Origin of the sequence: Methylobacterium sp. WSM2598, assembly GCF_000379105.1 — a bacterium.
GTDB lineage: Bacteria > Pseudomonadota > Alphaproteobacteria > Rhizobiales > Beijerinckiaceae > Methylobacterium.
On record NZ_KB900609.1, the window covers coordinates 7,187,237 to 7,207,071 of the forward strand.

The following is a 19,835-nucleotide window of genomic DNA, read 5'->3' on the forward strand; positions in this document are numbered from 1 at the left end:
TTCTAAATTCATGCACCGGAGAGCCGCGCATGCCGCTGTTCACGCAGGGCCCGCAGGTTGCCCTGTCCGACCTCACCGACCGGGAAGTTCTCGCCCTCGCCATCCAGGCGGAGGAGGAGGACGGGCGCATCTACCGCGAGATCGCCGAGCGCCTGCGGGAGCATTACCCGGCCTCCGCGCAGGTGTTCCGGGAGATGGCGAGCGCCGAGAGCGACCATCGCCGCCAGCTCCTCGATCTCTTCGAGGAGCGCTACGGCGACCACATCCCGCTGATCCGCCGCGAGGACGTGAAGGGCTTCGTGCGCCGCAAGCCGGTCTGGATGCAGGCGCGCTTCGACATCGCGGCGGTGCGCCACCGCGCCGAGACGATGGAGGCCGAGACCCAGCGCTTCTACCGGGAGGCGGCCGCCCGCTGCAGCGACCCGAAGGTGCGCAAGCTCCTGGGCGACCTCGCGGACGTGGAGGCCGGGCACGAGGCGATGGCCTCGCAGCTGGAGGCGCGCGCCGAGACCCGGGCCGGCGAGGAGGAGAAGGAGACCGCCCGCCGCCTGTTCGTGCTGCAGGTGATCCAGCCGGGCCTCGCGGGCCTGATGGACGGCTCGGTCTCGACGCTCGCCCCGGTCTTCGCCGCGGCCTTCGCGACGCAGAACAGCTGGGACGCCTTCCTGGTCGGGCTCGCGGCCTCGCTGGGAGCCGGCATCTCGATGGGCTTCGCCGAGGCGCTCTCGGACGACGGCTCGATGACCGGGCGCGGCCGGCCCTGGATCCGCGGCCTCGTCTGCGGGCTGATGACCACGGCGGGCGGGATCGGCCACACCCTGCCCTACCTGATCCACGATTTCCGGCTCGCGACGGGCCTCGCGGTGGCGGTGGTGCTGCTCGAACTCTGGGCGATCTCCTGGATCCGCGCCCGCTACATGGACACGCCCTTCCTGCAGGCGGCGTTCCAGGTCGTGGTCGGGGGGCTCCTGGTCTTCGCGACCGGCATCCTGATCGGCAGCGCCTGATCCGAGATCCGACGGATTGCGTTGCCATGCGGATGTCGGCGTCGCTCAGGCGCCGCGCGGGCGTGTCATCCCAAATCCGCTTGATCCCTTCGGGATGGCGGCTTTGGGCTTCGCTCAAGCGCCGCGCAGGCTCGGGATCCGCTTGATCCCTTCGGGATGGCGGCTTTGGGCTTCGCTCAAGCGCCGCGCGGGCTCGGGATCCGCTGTCCGGACGTGATCGTCCGGACAGCGCCTGAGCGGGCGGCCGGTCCTTCCGGTCGCAGCCGGCAACATCGGGCCGGCTCCCGACGTTTGGCCTGCGCGTTCATGCAGACCGGACGGAGCGACGATGATGCGACACCTCTCCCTGGCCCGCGGCGGCCTCGCCGGGCTCCTGCTGGCGGCCCTCGCCGGGGCGGCCCTCGCGGCGAACGACCTGCCCCCGCCCAAGGCCGGGGGCGACGCGATGCCGCCGGTCCAGCTCACCATCACGAGCGAGAACGGCGCCGCCAAGTGCGAGCCGGCGGAGCTGCGCCTGCCGGCCAACAGCAACGTGGCGCTCGAAGTCACCAACCGGTCGAGCGCCCGCGTGACGCTCACGGCGCCGCAGATCTTCCAGAACAAGAACGTGCTCCACCACGACGGCGACGTGGTCCACGTGGCGAGCAACGACGCCTACCTGGTCAAGGAGAACGGCACCGGCGAGATCCGCCTGCGCACGATCGGGCCGGGTGAGTACACGTTCGGCTGCACGAGCGTCACGGCGCAGAGCAAGCCGTTCGAGGGCAAGCTGACGCTGGTCGATCCGACCCCGCGCTGAGCCGCGCAAGCCGCGCCCGGTCCCGGACCGGACGCGCCCTCCCCTGCGGCGGCGCGCCGCCGGGGAGCCGGCCCGCACCGGCCACCGGCAAGCCCATCATGCCACATCGGCTTGATTCCTTCGGGATGGCGGATTGGGGCTTCGCTCACGCGCCGCGCGGGCGCGCGATCCGGAGATCCGCTGTGATCAATCCGATCCCGGATCAGCCCGCCGCGCCCTCGCCCTCGAACTCCCGCACCAGGTCCCGGAGCCAGCCCCGCGCCTTCTCGACCTCGGCCCAGGGCACGGTGCCCAAGGGGAAATGCGCCCCGAACACCACCGCCACCACCGCGTTCAGCCGCGAGAGGGTCTCGCGCCGGTCCCGCGACGGCGGGTCCTCGCGCTGAATCGCGATCACCTCGTCGCGGAAGCGCGTCAGGCACTGCATCGCGTGGGTCAGGCCGTGATCGTCCTTGCGCGGCCGCTCGGCCAGCACCGCGTCGAGGGCGGAGAGCGCCGCGTGGCCGTATTCATGCGGGGCCACGGCGCGCCTCCCGCTTGAGCTGCGTCAGGCGCCCCGGCCGCAGGTTGCAGGTCAGCGCCTTGGTCGTGTGGATGCTGGTGTTCGGGTCGCCCGTGATCGCCAGGAGCACGTTCGCCACCGCGCCGCGCGCGTAGCCCTCGCGGCCGAACACCCAGGGCATCGCCACCTCGTGCACGGTCCGCCCGTCGATCCGGAAGGGCCGGATCCGCTCGGTCACCATCGCCCGCACCTCGATCTCGCCGCGCAGGGTCGACAGCACGGTCCAGCCGAGATGGCGGAGGCCGAGTTCGCCCGCGAGCTCCGGCGAGACCTCCACGAAGGCCTCGGGCTGCAATTCCGCCGTGTGCGGCATCACCCGGGTCGGCACGCCCCCGCAATGGAGTTCGGTCAACCGGAAGGTGGTGAACACGTAGGGGAAGCGCGGGTCCTGGGGGGCGTGCAGCGCGTTGCCGGGCCGCCCCCAGAGCTTCGCGGCCGGGTTCATCTGCTGGCCGTAGAGGGGGTTGCGCACCGGGCTCTCGACCGGCTCGTAATGGGTCGGCAGCGGCCCGTCCTTCAGGCCGGTCGGCACGAAGACCTGGCACTTGCCGTCCGCCTCCATGATGAAGGGATCGTCCCCGCCGAGCGCGTCCATGCCGCGCGGGTGCTTCGACCAGTCCGGACGCTCGTCCGGCCGCTTCGTCTCGACGAAGTCGGGCACGTCGAGGCCGGTCCATCGTCCCTGCGCCTCGTCCCACCAGACCATCTTCTTGGCCTCCGACCAGGGCCGGCCCTCCGGGTCGGCCGAGGCGCGGTTGTAGAGGGTGCGCCGGTTCGACGGCCAGGAGAAGGCCCAGCCGAGATGCGAGCCCGGCCCGTCCGGCCCGTCCGGCCGGCGCGCCCGGGCGAGGTTGCGCCCCTCCTCCGGCATGATCCCGCAATACATCCAGCCGCCGCAGGCGGTGGAGCCGTCGTCCTTGAGCGCCTTGTAGCTCGCCACCGGCTTGCCGTCGGCGACCGTGTAGCCGTTGATCTCGGCGAGGATCGCCTCCGCCCGCGGCTCGGCGACCGCGCCCTCGACCGGGTAGTCCCAGGTGAGCGCCTGGATCGCCCCGTCGCGGGTCTCGGTGCTGTCGGCGTAGAGCGCCTTCAGGCGCCGGCCGAGATGGTAGATGAACCAGAGGTCCGAGCGGCTGTCGCCCGGCGCCTCGCAGACCTTGTCGTGCCACTGCACGAGGCGGCTCGTGTTGGTGACGCTGCCCTCCTTCTCGCCCGGCATGGCGGCGGGCAGGAAGAACACCTCGGTCTCGATCTCCTCCGGGCTGAGGTCCCCGCGCTCGACCAGCCGGCCCTTCTGCCAGAAATTCGCCGTCTCGGTCATGGCGAAATCCCGCACCACCATCCAGCGCAGCTTCGACAAGCCGCGCTCGACGAGGTCCGCGTTGACGGCGCCGACCAGGGGGTTCTGGCCGAGGATGAACTGGCCGCGCATCATGCCGTCGACCATCGAGAGCGTCATCGGCTCCTGGGAGGCGTCGCCCGTGAGCTTGGGCAGGAACTGGTAGCCGTAGTCGCTCGCCGGCGTGGCGGCCTCGCCGTACCACGCCTTCAGCAGGCTGATCACGTATTTCGGCATGTTCGCCCACCAGCCCGTGGTCGGGGTCTCGACCCGCAGGTAGTCGGCCAGCGTCGCGTGCTCGTGGAAGACGTTGGGCTGCGGCAGGTAGGTCGGCAGCATGTTGTAGAGGGTCGGGATGTCGGTCGAGCCCTGGATGCTGACGTGGCCGCGCAGCGCCATGATGCCCCCGCCCGGGCGCCCGATATTGCCGAGCAGCATCTGGACGATCGAGGCGGCGCGGATGATCTGCACGCCGGTGGTGTGGTGGGTCCAGCCGACCGCGTACGTGAAGGCGCCGGTGCGCTCGCGCCCGGAATTGCGCGCGAAGGTCTCGACCACCCGCACGAACGTCTCCCGCGGGCAGCCGGTCACCCGCTCGACCATCTCGGGCGTGTAGCGGGCGTAGTGCCGCTTCAGGATCTGGTAGACGCAGTTTGGGTGCTGCAGCGTCGGGTCCCGCGACGGCGGCCCCTCGGTCATGCTCTCGTAGGGGCTGCCCTCCCCCGGGTCGCCCTCCTTCGTCTGCACCCGGTGCTCGGCCACCGAGGAGGGCACCCGCTTGCCCGCGTATTGCCAGGTCCCGTCCTCGTAGGCGGCGGAGCTGCGGTCGAAGCCCGAGAACAGGCCGTCGAGGGTCTCCGGGTCCTGGTAGCCGTCCTCGATGATGTGGGCGAGGTTCGTGTAGGCGAGCGCGAAGTCCCGGAACCACAGGTCGTGCTCCAGGATGTAGCGGATCATCCCGCCCAGGAAGGCGATGTCGCTGCCCGAGCGCAGCGGCGCGTAGATGTCCGCGAGCGCGCTGGTGCGGGTGTAGCGCGGATCGACGTGGATGATGGTCGCGCCCTTGCGCTGCGCCTCGGTGACGAAGCGGAAGGCGATCGGGTGGTTCTCCGCGATGTTGGACCCCATCTCGATGATGCAGTCCGCGTTCGCGAGGTCCCACAGCGCCATCGTGGCGGCGCCGCGTCCGAAGGAGGTACCCAGACTGGGCACCGAGGCGGAGTGTCAGATCCTGGCTTGGTTCTCGATGTTGACGATGCCGAGCCCGCCGCCGAAGAGCTTCTTGATCAGGTAGTTCTCTTCGTTGTCCATGGTCGCGCCGCCGAGCGACCCGATGCCGAGCGTGTGGTTGACGACGCGCCCGTCCGGCAGCCGCTCGGCGAAGGTCTCGTCGCGGGCCTGCTTGGTGAGCTGCGCGATGCGCTCCATCGCCCAGTCCAGCGGCTTGACCTCCCAGTGCCGCGCGCGCGGCGCCCGGTAGAGGACGCGGCTGATCCGCTCGGGCGAGAGCAGCATGCCGAGCGTGCCGGCGCCCTTGGGGCACAGCGTCCCGGCATTGATCGGCGAGCGCGGGTCGCCCTCGACGTGGATCGGGCGGCCGTTCCTGGCGTAGATCAGCTGGCCGCAGCCGACGGCGCAGAACGGGCAGATGCTGGTGCCGACCCGGTCGGCCTCCTCCAGGCGCGGCCGCAGGCGCTCCGACATCGTGCTGCGGGCGGCGCGCCCCATCACGCTCTCGCCCGCGAGCTGCCGCGGGATCGACCAGTCGCGCAGGAAGCCGGTGACCCGCTCGCCGATCCCCTTGCCGATCCCCTTGCCGATCCGCCGCGCCATGGCCGCCACTCCACCGTCCAGGGGGCCGATCGCGACCCGCCCCAGCGCTCCAATCCCGACCATGCGTCATGGTTCCGGCGGCGCGGCGCGCGCCGGCGGCACGGCGCCCGGCTTCGTACGCTGCCGGACCGAGCGCGGCCGGCCCGGCGCCTGGAGGCGCCGCCCGGGGGCGTTATGTGACCGCGGGAGCAGCCGGCCGGGATGCCGCCGAGGGACGCCGCTGAACCAACCCGGTCCCCCGGCGTTGGCGGCGCGAAAGCGGCGCGAGCGGGCGCTCTGCGCGGACGAGGGATCCCATGCCGTCGATGCGAGGCGTCGTCACCATCGCGCAGGAGACCCGGTTCCAGCTCGTCGACGACGAGGGGATCGCGCACCTCTTCGTGCTGGGGCCGATGGCGGGGGCGGAGCCCGACGACCTCGCCCGGCTCCAGGCCGAGCAGGCCCGGGTGCGGGTGCGCTACGCGCGGACCCGCAACCTGATCGCCCACCGCGCCGAGCGGCTGGAGCGGATCTGAGGGCCGGCCGATGGGCATCCAGCACCTGCATCCCCGCGCGGCCGAGATCGCGGAGTCGCGCCTCGACCGGATGATCCCGGACGAGGCCGAGATCACCGCCGGCACCCGCATCGAGCCGGGCCGATCCTACGGCTTCTTCACCGACACCACGGTCTGCATCGGCTGCAAGGCCTGCGAGGTCGCCTGCAAGGAGTGGAACAACCTGCCGGCCGACAATCTCGGGCTCTCCGGCCACAGCTTCGACAATACCGGCGCCCTCTCGGCCAACACGTGGCGCCACGTCAGCTTCGTGGAGAAGTCCGGCCCCGGCGGGGTGCGCGACAGCCTCCAGACGCCGTTCCAGAGCGGCTGGCTGATGATGAGCGACGTGTGCAAGCACTGCCACAACGCGCCCTGCCTGGAAGCCTGCCCGACCGGCGCCCTGTTCAAGACCGAGTTCGACACCGTCGTGGTGCAGCAGGACATCTGCAACGGCTGCGGCTATTGCGTGCCGGCCTGCCCGTTCGGGGTGGTCGACGTCAGCACCGTCGACGGCAAGGCGCACAAGTGCACCCTCTGCTACGACCGCCTGAAGGGCGGGCTGGAGCCGGCCTGCGCCAAGTCCTGCCCGACCGACTCGATCCAGTTCGGGGAACTCGGCGACCTGCACGAGAAGGCGCGCGCGCGGGTCGAGACCCTGCACGGGCGCGGCGTGCCCGGCGCCTACCTGTACGGCGTGCCCGGCAGCCCGGGCGCCACCGGCGATCTCGGGCACCTCAACGCCTTCTTCCTGCTCACCGACCGGCCGGAGGTCTACAACCTGCCGGCCGCGCCGACCCGGCCCGCCAACCGGGTCGCCCCGAGCCTCGCGACCGGGCTCACCGCGGTGGCGGGCCTCGCCCTCGCGGCGGCGCTCCTGCTCGGCGGGGCCGGATCCCGGGGCGGCCGGCGCGGTCCCGATCAGCGCGGTGCCGGCCGCCAGGAGCGCGCCTGATGGCCGAGTATCCCGTCGTCGCGCGCGGCCCCGAGGCCCCGCTCCCCCGCCCGGACCGCGCCTCGGGCGCGCGCCGGCCGGAACCCGGGGAGGCCTGGGCGGGGCCGACCTATTACGGCCGCGCGCAGCTCAAGCCGGCGCCGTTCGAGAACGCGGTGGTGGGCGGCTACATCTTCCTCGCCGGCCTCTCGGGCTCCTCGGCGATCCTGGCGGCCCTCGCCGAGGCGACCCGGGGCGTCGAGGCCGGCCCGATGATCCGCCGCGCCCGCTACACGGCCCTGCTCGCGCCGACCCTCGGCAGCGCGCTCCTGATCTACGACCTGCACACCCCGAGCCGCTTCTACAACATGCTGCGGGTGGCCAAGGCCACCTCGCCGATGTCGATCGGGACCTGGATCCTGATGGGCTTCTCCGCCTGCGCGGGCGTGAGCGCCGCGGCGCAGGTCGCCGCCGATCTCGGGATCGCCCCGAGGACCATGCGGGGGGCCGCCCGCGCGGCGGGCGTGCCGGCGGCCCTGCTCGGGGCGGGGTTGTCGACCTACACGGCCGCCCTCCTCTCGGCGACCTCGACGCCGCTCTGGGCGGCGGCACCCCGCGCGCTGGCAGTGCGCTTCGGCGCTTCCTCGGTGGCGTCGGGGGCGGCGGCCCTGGCGATGGCCGAGCCCGCCGGGCCGCAGCGGGACGCGCTGCACGGCATCGCGGCCGCGGCGCTCGCGGTCGAGCTCGCCGGGGACGCGGCCGCGGCGCTCGCCTATCGGCGGACGGGGGTCGAGCCCGCCACGCGCGGGCGGGCCGGGACGGCCGAGAAGGTCGGCGCCGTCGGCCTGGGCGTGCTGCTGCCGCTCGGGCTCTACGCGGCCGAGCGCGCGATGCGCGCCCGCGGGCGGCGGCCGCCCGCGGAGCTGTCCGTGGCGGCGGGCCTCGCGGTGCTGGCCGGCAGCGCGCTGCTGCGCATCTCCGTGATGGGAGCGGGCGACGAATCCGCGGCGCGGCCGGATGTCAGCTTCCGCTTCGCGCAGCCCGAGAATTTGCCCGAGACCTCGCCCGAGAGCTCCCCCGAACATGGCCCGCCGCCGCGCACCGGCCGCCTCCGCGCCGCTCACCGGTCCGTCCCGCTCCGACGCTCCGCCTGACCGTGCAGATCTTCCGTCCCGGCGCCGACACGATCATCCGCCTGGTGATGGCCGGGATGGCCGCGGCCCCGGTGCTGGCGGTCGGGCTGACCTACCGGCTCTGGGCCGCGCCCTACGCCACCGGGCAGAACGTGGTCCGCGCGCAGCCGGTGCCCTTCAGCCACCAGCACCATGTCGGCGGGCTCGGGATCGCCTGCCGCTACTGCCACACCTCCGTGGAGAAGGCCCGCTTCGCCGGCCTCCCCCCGACCCACACCTGCATGTCCTGCCACTCGCAGATCTGGACCAATGCCGAGATGCTGGCGCCGGTGCGGGCGAGCCTCGCCACCGGCACGCCGATCCGCTGGCGGCGCGTCCACACCCTGCCGGACTACGTCTACTTCGACCACAGCGTGCACGTCGCCAAGGGCGTCGGCTGCTCGACCTGCCACGGCGCCGTCCAGGGCATGCCGCTGATGCGCCAGGCCGCCCCGCTCACGATGAGCTGGTGCCTCGACTGCCACCGCAACCCCGAGCCGAATCTCCGCCCCCGCGAGGAGGTCTACGACATGGCCTGGACCCCTCCCCCCGACCAGGAGACCCGCGGCAGGGCGCTGAGGGCGGCCTACCACATCCGGTCCGCCGACCGCCTCAGCGAGTGCTCGATATGCCACCGCTGAGCGGGCCCCGGACGGTCTCGCGCCGCGAGGCGCTGCGGGCCTTCGCGGCCGGCATCACGCTGGCGGCCGGCGCCTGCACCAAGCCGGACGAGGAGATCGTCCCCTACGTGGTCCAGCCCGAGCGGGTCACCGGGGGCGTGCCGCTCGCCTTCGCCAGCACCCTGCCGCTCGCCGGCTACGGCCGCGGCTGCCGGGTGCGCTCCGTGGACGGTCGCCCGATCAAGGTCGAGGGCAACCCGCGCCACCCGGGGAGCCTCGGGGCGACGGACGTCTTCGCCGAGGCGGCGGTGCTGTCCCTCTACGATCCCGACCGCTCGAAGACCCTGCGCCAGGGCGGCGACATCGGCACCTGGAGCGCGCTGCAGCGGGCGCTCGTCGCCAAGGTCGCGGCCTGGCGGGAGACGCGCGGCGAGGGGATGCGGCTGCTCACCGGCCGGGTGACCTCGCCGACGCTCCAGCGCCAGATCGCCCGCCTGCTCGACGCCTATCCGCGGGCGGCCTGGCACGCGCACGAGCCGACCGAGGACGCCTCCGCCCGGGCCGGCGCCGCCCTCGCCTTCGGCCGCCCGCTCTGGCCCGTGCCGCATCTCGACCGCGCCGCCGTGATCGTCAGCCTCGACGCCGACCCGCTCGGCCCGGGTCCCGACCAGATCCGCAACGGCCGCGGCTTCGGCAGCCGCCGCGTCCCGGCGGCGGGCGAGGGCTTCTCGCGGCTCTACGCGGTCGAGGCGGCGCCGACCCTGACCGGCGCCAAGGCCGACCACCGCCTCGCCCTGCCGCCGCACCGGATCGGTGAGGTGGCGGTGGCGCTGGCCCGCGCCCTCGGGGCGGACCTGCGCGCGCCGACCCTGCCGGAGGAGGCCGCCCGCCTCGCGGCGCGGGCCGCGCAGGACCTGCGCGCGCGCCGCGGCGCCGCCCTCGTCCTCGCCGGGCCGACCCTGCCGCCCGAGATCCACGCCCTCGCGCACTGGATCAACGGCGTGCTCGGCGCGCCCCTCGACTGGATCGAGCCGCCGGACCTGATCGGCGGCCGGGCGCCCGGCACGCTCTCCGACCTCGCCCGCGACCTCGCGGCGGGCGGCGTGCAGGACCTCGTGATGCTCGGGGTCAACCCGGTCTACGACGCGCCCGCCGACCTCGCCCTCGCGGAGAGGCTGGGCCGGGCCCCGTTCCGGCTCCATCTCGGCCCCGCCGTGGACGAGACGGCCGTGCTCGCCACCTGGCACGTGCCCGAGACCCACCCGCTCGAGGCCTGGGGCGACCTGCGGGCCGTCGACGGCACCGCCTCGCTGGTGCAGCCCCTGATCCGCCCCCTCTACGCCACCCGCACGGCCGAGGAGGTCGTCTGCGCCCTCCTCGGCGAGGGCGACGCCGCGTCCTACGACCTCGTGCGCGAGACCTGGAGGCCGGGGCGCGAGGCCGGGTTCGAGGAATGGTGGCGGCGCGCCCTGCACGAGGGCGTGGTGCAGGACAGCGCCGCCGCGCCGGTGGCGACCGGCAGCCCGCGCCTGCCCGATCCCGGGCCGCCCGCCGCCGCGCAGGACCTCACCCTGGTGCTGCGGCCCGATCCCGGGACCTGGGACGGGCGCATGGCCAACAATGCCTGGCTGCAGGAATGCCCGGCGCCCCTGACCAAGCAGGTCTGGGGCAACGCCCTCGCCCTCGCCCCCGACGAGGCGGCCCGGCGCGGCCTCGCCCAGGGCGACCTCGTCCGCGTCGCCGCCGGCGGGCGCAGCATCGAGGTGCCGGTCGCGACCGTGCCGGGCCACGCGGCGGGCGTGGCGAGCCTGACCCTCGGCCACGGCCGCTCCCGGGCCGGCGCCATCGGCAACGGCATCGGCGCCAGCGCCTACGCGCTGCGCCGCGAGGACGCCCTCTGGCGCGTCGACGGCGTCGCCCTCGCCCCGACCGGGCAGCATCCCGGGATCCTGACGACCCAGCGCGTGGTGCGCGAGCGGGAGGCGCGGGAGAACTACCCGCTCCTGACGCTCGCCGCCCTGGCCGAGGGCCGAACCGCCATCGGCGAGGCGCCCGGGACCGATCCCGGCCCCCATCCGAGCCTGATCGCGCCCTGGACGGGCGACGCGGACGGCCACGCCTGGGCCATGGTGATCGACGCCTCGCTCTGCATCGGCTGCAACGCCTGCGTGGTCGCCTGCCAGACCGAGAACAACGTGCCGGTGGTGGGGCCGGAGGAGGTCGCGCGCGGGCGGCTGATGCACTGGCTGCGCGTCGACACCTACGATCGCGGCGGGCCGGACCATCCCCGTCCGGGCTTCCAGCCCGTGCCCTGCATGCATTGCGAGCACGCGCCCTGCGAGCCGGTCTGCCCGGTCGCGGCCTCGGTCCACGACGGCGAGGGCCTCAACCTCCAGGTCTACAACCGCTGCATCGGCACCCGCTTCTGCGAGGCCAACTGCCCCTACAAGGTGCGCCGCTTCAACTTCCTCGGCTACGCGGACGGGCAGGAATACGCCAATCTCGGCCTCGACCCGCTGCCGGCCCAGCGCAACCCGGAGGTGACGGTCCGCCAGCGCGGCGTGATGGAGAAGTGCACCTACTGCATCCAGCGGATCAGCGGCGCGCGCCGCGCCGCGGAGCGGGACGGGCGCCCGCTCGGGCCGGGCGAGGTCACCACCGCCTGCCAGGATGCCTGCCCGAGCCGGGCGATCGCCTTCGGCGACCTCGCCGAGGCGGGGTCCGACGTCGCCCGCCTGAGGGCGGAGCCGCGCCACTACGCGCTGCTCGGCCATCTCGGGACGCGCCCGCGCACCACCTACCTGGCGGACCTGCGCAACCCCGCCCCCGACCTGCCGGGAGACGGCTCGTGAGCGCGGAGCCCCGGCCGGCCCGTCGCTGGATCGCCGCCGCGCGCGAGAGCGACGCGGCCATCACGGACGCGGTGGTCGCCCCGATCCTGGTCGGGGTCGGCCGGGGCTGGTGGATCGCCCTCGCACTCACCCTGCCCTTCGTGCTCCTGACGCTCGTCGCCGTCGCGTGGCTGTTCTGGCGGGGCGTCGGCGTCTGGGGCATCAACACCACGGTGGTGTGGGGCTTCGCCATCGCCAACTACGTCTGGTGGATCGGCATCGGCAATGCCGGCACGCTGATCTCCTCGATGCTGCTCCTGACCCGGCAGCACTGGCGGGCCTCGATCAACCGCTTCGCCGAGGCGATGACCCTGTTCGCGGTCTCGATCGCCGGGCTGTTCCCGATCCTCCACCTCGGGCGGCCGATCTACGCCTACTGGCTCGCCCCCTACCCGAACACGATGGGGCTGTGGCCGCAATGGCGCAGCGCCCTGGTGTGGGATTTCTGGGCCATCGTCAGCTACCTGCTGTTCTCGCTGCTGTTCTGGTACGTCGGGCTGATCCCCGACCTCGCGACGATGCGCGACCGGGCGGATTCGCGGGGCGCCCGGCTCTTCTACGGCACCCTGGCGCTCGGCTGGCGCGGCTCGGCCCGGCACTGGCGCCGCCTCGGGACCCTGCACACGACGCTGGCGGCGCTCGCCGTGCCCCTGGTCTGCTCGGTCCACTCGATCGTCGGCCTCGACTTCGCGGCGAGCCTGATGCCGGGCTGGCAGGAGAGCCTCTTCCCGCCCTACTTCGTGGTCGGCGCGATGTATTCGGGCTTCGCCATGGTGGTGGTGCTGGCGATCCTGGTGCGCTGGGGCCTCCGGCTCCAGGCCCTGATCACCGTCAACCACTTCGAGGTGATGGGGCGGGTGATGCTGATGGCCTCGCTGGTCATGGGCCTGTCCTACGCCACCGAATGGTTCATGGCCTGGTACGGGGGCAGGCCCGACGAGCGCCGCCTCGTCGCCTACGAGTTCCTGGGCGACTACGCGCTCCTCTTCTGGGCGATGCTCGCCTGCAACGTGGTGGTGCCGCAGGCCCTCTGGCTGCGCCGCCTGCGGCGCAGCATCCCGGCCATGCTGGCGATCTCGCTCGTCATCAATGTCGGGATGTGGCTGGAGCGCATCCTGATCACCTGGACGACGCTGTCGCACGGCTACGCCGCGAGCCTGTGGCGGGTGTTCCGCCCGACCTTCTGGGACTGGTCCTTCCTGATCGGTCCGCTCGGATTGTTCGCCTTCTTCTTCCTTCTGTTCGTGCGCGTGGTGCCGGCGGTGTCGATGCACGAGCTGCGCGAACTCGCCCACCGGGAAGGGGCCGCCTGATGGGAGAGATGCTCGCCTGCTTCGCGGATCCCCGCAGCCTGGTCCGGGCGGCCCGCACGTTGCGCGCGCGGGGCCACCGGCCCCTCGACACTTTCACGCCCTACCCGGTGGAGGCGGTCGAGGGCGTGCTGGACCCGCGCCCGAGCCGCCTGCGCTGGGCGATGCTGGCCGGGGGCGTCGGCGCGGCGGCCTTCGCGTATCTCCTGCAATGGTACAGCGCGGTGATCGACTACCCGCTCAATTCCGGCGGGCGCCCGCTGCACAGCTGGCCGGTCTTCCTGCTGGTGCCGTTCGAGGTGGGGGTGTTCGCGGCGGCGCTGGCGGGGCTCCTCGCCTTCCTGTGGGGCACCGGCCTGCCGCGCCTGCACCACCCGCTCTTCGCGGTCCCGGGCTTCGAGCGGGCGAGCCAGGACCGGTTCTTCCTGCTCGCCGCCGCGGCGGCGCCGGGCGACGGCACCGCCCTGCGCCACCTCCTGGAGGAGACCGGGGCCCTCGTGGTGTTCGAGGTGCGGCCATGAGGAGGGCGCGCCCGTCATCCCCGCCCGCCCCCCTCCGTCGGGGGCGCCCGGCGCCGCGGCGCGCCCGCCCGGTCCTCCTCCTCGCCGGCCTGCTGGTGGCCGGCTGCCAGGACCAGAACCTCTTCCAGCAGAAGCGCTTAGACACCTACGCGGCCTCCCGGATCTGGCCGGACGGCACCTCGGCCCGGCCGCTGCCGGAGGGCGCGGTCGCGCAGGGCGACCTCGCCCGCGACGCCGCCCTCGCCGCCCCGCCGGAGGTGACGCCCGCCCTCCTCGGGCTCGGCCGCGACCGCTACGACGTGTTCTGCTCGCCCTGCCACGGCTACGACGGCGACGGGCACGGGATGATCGTGCAGCGCGGCTTCCCGCCGCCGCCCTCCTACCATTCCGAGCGCCTGCGCGCGGCCCCGGCCTCCCACTTCGTCGACGTCATCACGCGCGGCTACGGCGTGATGTACGCCTACGCGGCCCGCGTCCCGCCCGCCGAGCGCTGGGCCGTGGCCGCGTATATCCGGGCCCTGCAGCTCTCGCACCACGCCACCCTGGCCGAGGCGCCCGAAGCCGCCGGGAGGCTGCGGTGATCGCGCAGGCCGCCCGCGGCTGGCTCGCCGCCTACGCCGCCTGGAGCGGCATCCCGATCGGCAGCCTCGCGCTGCTCCTGATCCACGGCCTCACCGGCGGGCGCTGGGGCGAGGCGCTCGCCCCCGTGCTGCGCCCGGCCGCCTCGCTCACCCCGCTCGCGGCCCTGGCCTTCCTGCCGATCGGGCTCGGCCTCGCGGCGATCTATCCGTGGGCGGCCGATCCGGCGCAGGCCCCGCCGCAGGTCGCTCCCCTCTACCTGCACCCGACCTTCTTCCTCGCCCGCTCGGTCCTCGCCCTGGTGATCTGGTCGGTGATCGGCCTCGTGGTCGCGGCGGGACGGGGCGGCGGCCTGTTCGCGGCCGTGGCCCTCCTCCTGCACGCGGTCCTGATCAGCGTGGTCGCGGTCGATTGGGTGCTCTCGGTCGAGCCCGGCTTCACCTCCTCGGCCTTCGCGGCGGGCTTCGCCATCGAGCAGATGCTCTCCGCCCTCGCCTTCGCGGCCCTGCTGGCGCCGCCGGACCTCGCGGGGCGCGACGCCAGCGACCTCGCCGGCCTGCTCCTCGCCACCCTGACCGGCACCGTCTACATCGCGCTGATGTCCTTCATCGTGGCGTGGTACGGCGACCTGCCCGACAAGGCCGCCTGGTACCTGCGCCGCGGCCAGCACGGTCTCGTCTGGCTCATCGTCGCCGCCGTCGCGGCCGGCGCGGTCCTCCCCTTCGGGCTGCTGCTGAACGGGCACCTGCGGCGCAGCCGCGCCGCCCTGCGCCTGGTGGGCGGGCTCGTGCTCCTCGGGATCGGCCTGCACCGGCTCTGGCTCGTCGCGCCGGCCTACGACCCGCCCGGCCCGCCCCTCCTCCTGGGCGCGCTCGGCCTCCTCGCCGCCGTCGCGGTCACGGTCGGCCTCGTGCGCCTCTCGGGGCGCCTCCTGGCCCGCCTGTTCCCGGCGCGCCGCCTGCCCGGAGGGCTCGGCCATGCCGGCTGACGCCTCCCCGGAGATCCCCGCCCCCCCTGAGGCCCCGGGCGTCCCGGTCCGGACGGTGCTCGCCGCCGTCGCGGGCTTCGCGCTCTTCGTCGCCGCCGCCATGGGCGGGCTCAAGCTCTCCTACGACCGCGGCGCCCCGCGGCGCGAGCGGCCGCCGCCGCGGGCGATGCCGCAGCCCGGCCTGCAGATCGACCCGGCCGGCGACCTCAAGCGCCTCCTCGACGCGCAGGGCGAGGCCCTGTCCGGCTATGCCTGGGTCGACCGGGAGCGCGGCATCGTCCGGATCCCGGTCGCGCGCGCCATGGAGATCCTCGCGGGCCGGGGCGCCGCGGCCTTCGACCCGGTCGGCGCCCCGGCGGCGGCGCCCGGCCCGATCAAGGAGAGCCGGCGGCCGTGACGCGCCTCCTCCTCGCCCTGCTGATCGCGCTCGCGCCCTGCGCCGCCCGGGCGGGCCTCGCCGCCTCCGAGCTCGCGGCGGCGGGCCTCGCGCCGCCGGCCGGCGCCCGCCTGCCCCTCGGCGCCCGCGTCACGGACGAGAGCGGCCGCTCCCTCGCCCTCGGGGAGGCGCTCGGGGGCCGCCCGGCGCTCCTCGTCCCGGTCGACTTCACCTGCCGCACCCTGTGCGGGCCGGCCCTGGCCGTGGTGGCGGGCGCGCTCGGCGAGACGGGGCTGCGGCCGGGCGCCGATTACCGGCTGATCGTGCTCGGCCTCGACCCGAAGGACGGCCTCGCCGAGGGCCGGGCGCTCCTCGGCGCGCAGGTGGCCGATCCGGCCCTGCGCGCGGCGACGGTGCTCCTGCGCGCCGACCCGGCCGCCCTCGCGGACCTCACCCGCTCGCTGGGCTACCGCACCGCCTACGATGCCGAGCACGACCAGTACGCCCACCCGTCCGCCGCCCTCGCCCTGACGCCGGACGGACACCTCGCCCGCGCCCTCTCGACCCTCGCCCTCGACGGGCCGAGCCTGCGCCTCGCGCTGCTGGAGGCCGGGCGCGGGGCGATCGGGGGCGTCGCGGGGCGGCTCGCGGTGCTGTGCTACGGCTTCGACGCGGCGCGGGGGATCTACACGCCCGCGATCTCGCGGCTCCTCACGCTTGCCGGAGCGCTGACGGTGGCCGGGCTGGGTCTGGCCCTGTGGCGGCTCGGCCGCGGCGGCGGGCCGGCCCGGAGGGTTCCGTGATGGCCTTCTGGCCCGAGACCGCCTCGACCCTCGCGCAGCGCATCGACGCGATCTTCGCCGGCCTGCTCGTCCTGTCGGGCGCGATCCTGCTCCTCGTCGTCTGCCTGCTCCTCGGCTTCTCGGTCCGCTACCGGCGCGGCTCCGCCGCCCCGCGCGGGCCGATGCCCGAGGTGGTGAGCCGCGAATTCGAGATCGGCTGGACCAGCGCGACCCTGTTCCTGTTCGTCTTCCTGTTCTGGTGGGGCACCTCGATCGAGATCAGGTCCTTCACGCCGCCCGGGGACGCGATCGAGGTGCAGGTCGTCGCCAAGCAGTGGATGTGGAAGGCGCTGCACGCCAACGGCGCCCGCGAGATCGACGCGCTGCACGTGCCGATCGGCGTGCCGGTGCGCCTCGAGATGCGCTCGCAGGACGTGATCCACTCCTTCTTCGTGCCGGCCTTCCGGCTCAAGCAGGACGTGGTGCCGGGCCAGACCCACGTGGCGTGGTTCGAGGCCACCAAGCTCGGGGTGTTCCACCTCCTCTGCGCCGAGTATTGCGGCACCGACCATTCCCGCATGCGCGGCAAGATCGTGGTGATGCGGCCGGACGCCTACGCGGCGTGGCTCGCCGCCCAGCCGGAGGGCGACGACCTCGCCAAGGCGGGCGCGGCGCTGTTCGTGGAGCGCGGCTGCTCGGGCTGCCACGCCGCCTCCGCCCGGGTGCACGCGCCGAGCCTCGCCGGCCTCTACGGCCGCACCGTGGCGCTGGCGGACGGGCGCGTGGTCGCGGCCGACGAGGCCTACCTGCGCGACTCGATCCTGCAGCCGAACAAGGACGTGGTGGCCGGCTTCGCGCCGATCATGCCGAGCTTCGCCGGCCGGCTCTCGGAGGGGGAGATCCAGAGCCTCGTCGCCTACATCCGCTCCCTCGCGAAGGAGGACCGGTCATGAGCGAGTCCGCGGCGCTCGGCGAATTGCCGCTGCCGACCGAGCCGGACTACCTGCGGTTCAGCCGCTCGGTCGGGTCCTGGCTCACCACCACCGACCACAAGCGCCTCGCGATCCTGTTCGCGGTCGTGATCACCGTGTTCTTCTTCATGGGCGGTGCGGCGATCACCCTGGTGCGCCTCGAACTCGTCTCGCCGGAGGGCCACCTCCTCACCTCGGACACCTACAACAAGCTGTTCTCGTTCCACGGCATCGTGATGGTGTGGTTCTTCCTGGTGCCCTCCATCCCCAACACGCTCGGCCTCTTCCTGGTGCCGCTGATGATCGGGGCGTCGGACCTCGCCTTCCCGCGGCTCAACCTGTTCAGCTGGTACCTCACGGTGGCGGCCGGGGCCTGCACGGTCTACGCGCTGATCGCCGGCGGGGTCGATACCGGCTGGACCTTCTACACGCCCTTCTCGACGATGTTCTCGAACACGCACGTCTTCGCGGCGGCGCTCGGCGTGTTCCTGGTCGGCTTCTCCACCATCGCCACCGGCATCAACATCATCGCCAGCGTGCACATGCTGCGCTGTCCCGGCATGACGTGGTTCCGCCTGCCGCTCTTCGTCTGGTCGATCTACGCCACCAGCATCGTGATCGTGCTGGCGACGCCGGTCCTGGCGATCTCGCTGCTCCTCGTCATGGCCGAGCGCTGGCTCGGCCTGCCGATCTTCGATCCGAACCGCGGCGGCGACCCGATCCTGTTCCAGCACCTGTTCTGGTTCTACTCGCACCCGGCCGTCTACATCATGGTGCTGCCGGCGATGGGGGTGGTCTCGGAAATCATCCCGGCCTTCGCGCGCCGCCGCATCTTCGGCTACACGTTCATGGTCTACGCCATCCTGGCGATCGCCGGGATCGGCTTCTTCGTCTGGGGTCACCACATGTTCGTGTCGGGCATGTCGCCCTACGCGGCCCTGATCTTCTCGTTCTTGTCCTTCATCATCGCGGTGCCGTCCGCCATCAAGGTCTTCAACTGGACCTTCTCGCTCTACCGCGGGCAGATCGGGTTCGGCGCGCCGATGCTCTACGCGCTCGGCTTCGTCGGGCTGTTCACGACCGGCGGCCTGTCGGGGCTCTTCCTCGCCGCCATCCCGGTCGACGTCCACGTCACGGACACCTACTTCGTGGTCGCGCACTTCCACTACATCATGGTGGGCGGCTCGGTCTCGGCCTTCTTCGGCGGTCTGCACTTCTGGTGGCCGAAGGTGACGGGAAAGATGTACCCGGAATCCTGGGCCCGGTTCGCCGCCATCCTGATGTATTTCGGGTTCAACCTGACCTTCGCGCCGCAATTCATCGCCGGCTATCTCGGGATGCCGCGGCGCTACCACACCTATCCGCCGGAATTCCAGATCTACAACGTGATGTCGTCGTCGGGCGCGGCGATCCTGGCGGCGGCCTACCTGCTGCCGCTCGCCTACCTGACCTGGTCGCTGGTCTACGGGGCGCGGGCGTCGAGCAACCCCTGGGACGCGACCGGCCTCGAATGGAGCACGACCTCGCCGCCGCCGCACAAGAACTTCGTCCGGCAGCCGCGGGTGGTGCGCGCGCCCTACGACTACCATCCGGAGGGCCACTCGGCGACGATCGGCCCGCCGAGCTACCAGCGCGAGCAGGAGCTCCTCCCGTGAGCGGCGCGGCCGAGGGGGGCGTCGCCGGGGGCGAGCCGGCCGCGCGGCTGATCCGCGAGCCCTGGTCCGATCTCGGGCGCCAGCGGCGCGGGGCGACCTTCGGGATCTGGCTCTTCCTGGCGAGCGAGACGCTGTTCTTCGGGGCGCTGCTCCTCACCTACGCGGTGATGCGGATCGCCCACCCGGAGGCCTTCGCGGCGGCGGGCCGCGAGACCAACCTCGCCCTCGGCACCGCCAACACGGCGATCCTGCTCACCAGCAGCCTGACCATGGCGGTGGCCTCCCAGGCCGCCAAGGCCGAGGAGGACCTGCGCCGCCTCGTGGTCGCCTGCCTCGCCGTCACGGCCGCGCTCGGCCTCGCCTTCGTGGCGGTGAAGGGGGTCGAGTACCGCGAGGACATCGAGAAGAGCCTGGTGCCCGGGCCGCACTTCCCGCTCGCGGCGGCGCCGGCCCAGATCTTCTTCGCCCTCTACTGGCTGATGACGGGGGTGCACGCTTTGCACCTGTCGGTCGGGATCGCGCTGGTCGGGCGGCTCGCGCTCCTCGGCTGGCGCGGCCGGCTGGAGCTGCGCGGGAGTCCCGAGGTCGAGGTGACGGCCCTCTACTGGCACCTCGTCGACGTCGTCTGGATCGTCCTCTACCCGGTCTTCTACCTGCCGGGGCGGTCCGGATGAGCGCGACGGTCCGCTCCCTCTGGCTGCGCAACCTCGCGATCTGGGCGGCCCTGCTCGGCCTCCTGGCGCTGACCTGCGCGGCGGCCTTCTGGAAGCTCGGGGCGGCGACGGCGGCGATCGGCTTCGCCATCGCGGCCGCGAAGGCGCTCCTGGTGCTGGTCTTCTACATGGAATTGCGGGAGGCGCGCGGCCTCGTGCGCCTCGCCGCCCTGGCCGGGTTCCTGTGGGCGGGGGTGCTGTTCGCGCTGACGCTCAGCGACGTGCTGACCCGGCCGTGAGGGGAGCGCTC

General features: G+C 73.5%; 19 protein-coding genes. 17 read left to right on the forward strand and 2 right to left on the reverse strand.

The window, feature by feature from the left end:
- The first annotated feature begins 29 nt into the window (after positions 1-29).
- Positions 30-1,007, forward strand: a complete 978-nt coding sequence (gene mbfA, locus MET2598_RS0133480) for an iron exporter MbfA (RefSeq protein ID WP_012335498.1) — start codon at positions 30-32, stop codon at positions 1,005-1,007.
- Between the two features lie 328 nt (positions 1,008-1,335).
- Positions 1,336-1,806, forward strand: coding sequence for a cupredoxin domain-containing protein (locus MET2598_RS0133485; RefSeq protein WP_018263794.1), 471 nt, complete (start codon positions 1,336-1,338; stop codon positions 1,804-1,806).
- A 202-nt stretch (positions 1,807-2,008) separates the two neighbouring features.
- Here the strand turns inward: MET2598_RS0133485 and MET2598_RS0133490 are convergent, their stop codons facing one another.
- Together MET2598_RS0133490 and fdh are read right to left on the reverse strand one after the other, a co-directional pair.
- A complete protein-coding gene (locus MET2598_RS0133490; RefSeq protein WP_012335496.1) occupies positions 2,009-2,329 on the reverse strand; it encodes a hypothetical protein in 321 nt (106 codons plus the stop codon).
- Complete coding sequence (fdh, locus tag MET2598_RS0133495) at positions 2,316-5,540, reverse strand: formate dehydrogenase (protein WP_084673978.1); 3,225 nt, start codon at positions 5,538-5,540, stop codon at positions 2,316-2,318. Before fdh ends, MET2598_RS0133490 begins: the two co-directional genes overlap by 14 nt.
- A gap of 296 nt (positions 5,541-5,836) precedes the next feature.
- Between fdh and MET2598_RS0133505 the strand changes: the two genes are divergently transcribed.
- Genes MET2598_RS0133505 through MET2598_RS43225 form a run of 15 tightly spaced genes read left to right on the forward strand, consistent with a single transcriptional unit; the run spans position 5,837 to position 19,824 of the window.
- On the forward strand, positions 5,837-6,055 hold the full coding sequence (locus tag MET2598_RS0133505; protein ID WP_012335493.1) for a hypothetical protein: 219 nt from the start codon (positions 5,837-5,839) through the stop codon (positions 6,053-6,055).
- 10 nt (positions 6,056-6,065) lie between these two features.
- Positions 6,066-7,028, forward strand: coding sequence for a 4Fe-4S dicluster domain-containing protein (locus tag MET2598_RS0133510; protein ID WP_012335492.1), 963 nt, complete (start codon positions 6,066-6,068; stop codon positions 7,026-7,028).
- Positions 7,028-8,161 (forward strand): NrfD/PsrC family molybdoenzyme membrane anchor subunit, encoded by a 1,134-nt coding sequence (gene nrfD / locus MET2598_RS0133515; protein ID WP_018263797.1) that lies wholly within the window; start codon positions 7,028-7,030, stop codon positions 8,159-8,161. The genes MET2598_RS0133510 and nrfD (MET2598_RS0133515) overlap by 1 nt, the downstream gene beginning before the upstream one ends.
- A gap of 47 nt (positions 8,162-8,208) precedes the next feature.
- Positions 8,209-8,820 (forward strand): cytochrome c3 family protein, encoded by a 612-nt coding sequence (locus tag MET2598_RS0133520; RefSeq protein WP_050777589.1) that lies wholly within the window; start codon positions 8,209-8,211, stop codon positions 8,818-8,820.
- On the forward strand, positions 8,808-11,651 hold the full coding sequence (locus MET2598_RS0133525; protein WP_018263798.1) for a 4Fe-4S dicluster domain-containing protein: 2,844 nt from the start codon (positions 8,808-8,810) through the stop codon (positions 11,649-11,651). Before MET2598_RS0133520 ends, MET2598_RS0133525 begins: the two co-directional genes overlap by 13 nt.
- On the forward strand, positions 11,648-13,003 hold the full coding sequence (gene nrfD, locus MET2598_RS0133530; protein ID WP_018263799.1) for an NrfD/PsrC family molybdoenzyme membrane anchor subunit: 1,356 nt from the start codon (positions 11,648-11,650) through the stop codon (positions 13,001-13,003). Before MET2598_RS0133525 ends, nrfD (MET2598_RS0133530) begins: the two co-directional genes overlap by 4 nt.
- Positions 13,003-13,521: a DUF3341 domain-containing protein gene (locus MET2598_RS0133535; RefSeq protein WP_026191072.1), complete on the forward strand. Its 519-nt coding sequence runs from the start codon at positions 13,003-13,005 to the stop codon at positions 13,519-13,521. Before nrfD (MET2598_RS0133530) ends, MET2598_RS0133535 begins: the two co-directional genes overlap by 1 nt.
- Positions 13,518-14,102: a c-type cytochrome gene (locus MET2598_RS0133540; protein WP_018263801.1), complete on the forward strand. Its 585-nt coding sequence runs from the start codon at positions 13,518-13,520 to the stop codon at positions 14,100-14,102. The genes MET2598_RS0133535 and MET2598_RS0133540 overlap by 4 nt, the downstream gene beginning before the upstream one ends.
- On the forward strand, positions 14,099-15,088 hold the full coding sequence (locus MET2598_RS0133545) for a hypothetical protein (protein WP_018263802.1): 990 nt from the start codon (positions 14,099-14,101) through the stop codon (positions 15,086-15,088). Before MET2598_RS0133540 ends, MET2598_RS0133545 begins: the two co-directional genes overlap by 4 nt.
- Positions 15,078-15,485 carry a hypothetical protein gene (locus tag MET2598_RS0133550; RefSeq protein WP_018263803.1) on the forward strand — a complete coding sequence of 136 codons (408 nt, stop codon included), beginning with the start codon at positions 15,078-15,080 and terminating at the stop codon, positions 15,483-15,485. Before MET2598_RS0133545 ends, MET2598_RS0133550 begins: the two co-directional genes overlap by 11 nt.
- On the forward strand, positions 15,482-16,267 hold the full coding sequence (locus tag MET2598_RS0133555) for a hypothetical protein (protein ID WP_018263804.1): 786 nt from the start codon (positions 15,482-15,484) through the stop codon (positions 16,265-16,267). Before MET2598_RS0133550 ends, MET2598_RS0133555 begins: the two co-directional genes overlap by 4 nt.
- Positions 16,267-17,199: a cytochrome c oxidase subunit II gene (coxB, locus tag MET2598_RS0133560; protein WP_012335482.1), complete on the forward strand. Its 933-nt coding sequence runs from the start codon at positions 16,267-16,269 to the stop codon at positions 17,197-17,199. Before MET2598_RS0133555 ends, coxB begins: the two co-directional genes overlap by 1 nt.
- Positions 17,196-18,872 carry a cytochrome c oxidase subunit I gene (locus MET2598_RS0133565; RefSeq protein WP_018263806.1) on the forward strand — a complete coding sequence of 559 codons (1,677 nt, stop codon included), beginning with the start codon at positions 17,196-17,198 and terminating at the stop codon, positions 18,870-18,872. The genes coxB and MET2598_RS0133565 overlap by 4 nt, the downstream gene beginning before the upstream one ends.
- A complete protein-coding gene (locus MET2598_RS0133570) occupies positions 18,869-19,546 on the forward strand; it encodes a cytochrome c oxidase subunit 3 family protein (protein WP_012335480.1) in 678 nt (225 codons plus the stop codon). The genes MET2598_RS0133565 and MET2598_RS0133570 overlap by 4 nt, the downstream gene beginning before the upstream one ends.
- Positions 19,543-19,824 (forward strand): cytochrome C oxidase subunit IV family protein, encoded by a 282-nt coding sequence (locus MET2598_RS43225; RefSeq protein WP_236728939.1) that lies wholly within the window; start codon positions 19,543-19,545, stop codon positions 19,822-19,824. Before MET2598_RS0133570 ends, MET2598_RS43225 begins: the two co-directional genes overlap by 4 nt.
- The last annotated feature ends 11 nt before the right edge of the window (positions 19,825-19,835 follow it).

Coding starts and splice junctions, on each gene's coding strand:
- MET2598_RS0133525 (WP_018263798.1), top strand. CDS start 8,808: ATGCCACCGCTGAGCGGGCCCCGGACGGTCTCGCGCCGCGAGGCGCTG.
- MET2598_RS0133510 (WP_012335492.1), top strand. CDS start 6,066: ATGGGCATCCAGCACCTGCATCCCCGCGCGGCCGAGATCGCGGAGTCG.
- MET2598_RS0133540 (WP_018263801.1), top strand. CDS start 13,518: ATGAGGAGGGCGCGCCCGTCATCCCCGCCCGCCCCCCTCCGTCGGGGG.
- coxB (WP_012335482.1), top strand. CDS start 16,267: ATGGCCTTCTGGCCCGAGACCGCCTCGACCCTCGCGCAGCGCATCGAC.
- MET2598_RS0133485 (WP_018263794.1), top strand. CDS start 1,336: ATGATGCGACACCTCTCCCTGGCCCGCGGCGGCCTCGCCGGGCTCCTG.
- MET2598_RS0133565 (WP_018263806.1), top strand. CDS start 17,196: ATGAGCGAGTCCGCGGCGCTCGGCGAATTGCCGCTGCCGACCGAGCCG.
- MET2598_RS0133550 (WP_018263803.1), top strand. CDS start 15,078: ATGCCGGCTGACGCCTCCCCGGAGATCCCCGCCCCCCCTGAGGCCCCG.
- nrfD (WP_018263797.1), top strand. CDS start 7,028: ATGGCCGAGTATCCCGTCGTCGCGCGCGGCCCCGAGGCCCCGCTCCCC.
- MET2598_RS0133535 (WP_026191072.1), top strand. CDS start 13,003: ATGGGAGAGATGCTCGCCTGCTTCGCGGATCCCCGCAGCCTGGTCCGG.
- MET2598_RS43225 (WP_236728939.1), top strand. CDS start 19,543: ATGAGCGCGACGGTCCGCTCCCTCTGGCTGCGCAACCTCGCGATCTGG.
- mbfA (WP_012335498.1), top strand. CDS start 30: ATGCCGCTGTTCACGCAGGGCCCGCAGGTTGCCCTGTCCGACCTCACC.
- MET2598_RS0133520 (WP_050777589.1), top strand. CDS start 8,209: ATGGCCGGGATGGCCGCGGCCCCGGTGCTGGCGGTCGGGCTGACCTAC.
- MET2598_RS0133505 (WP_012335493.1), top strand. CDS start 5,837: ATGCCGTCGATGCGAGGCGTCGTCACCATCGCGCAGGAGACCCGGTTC.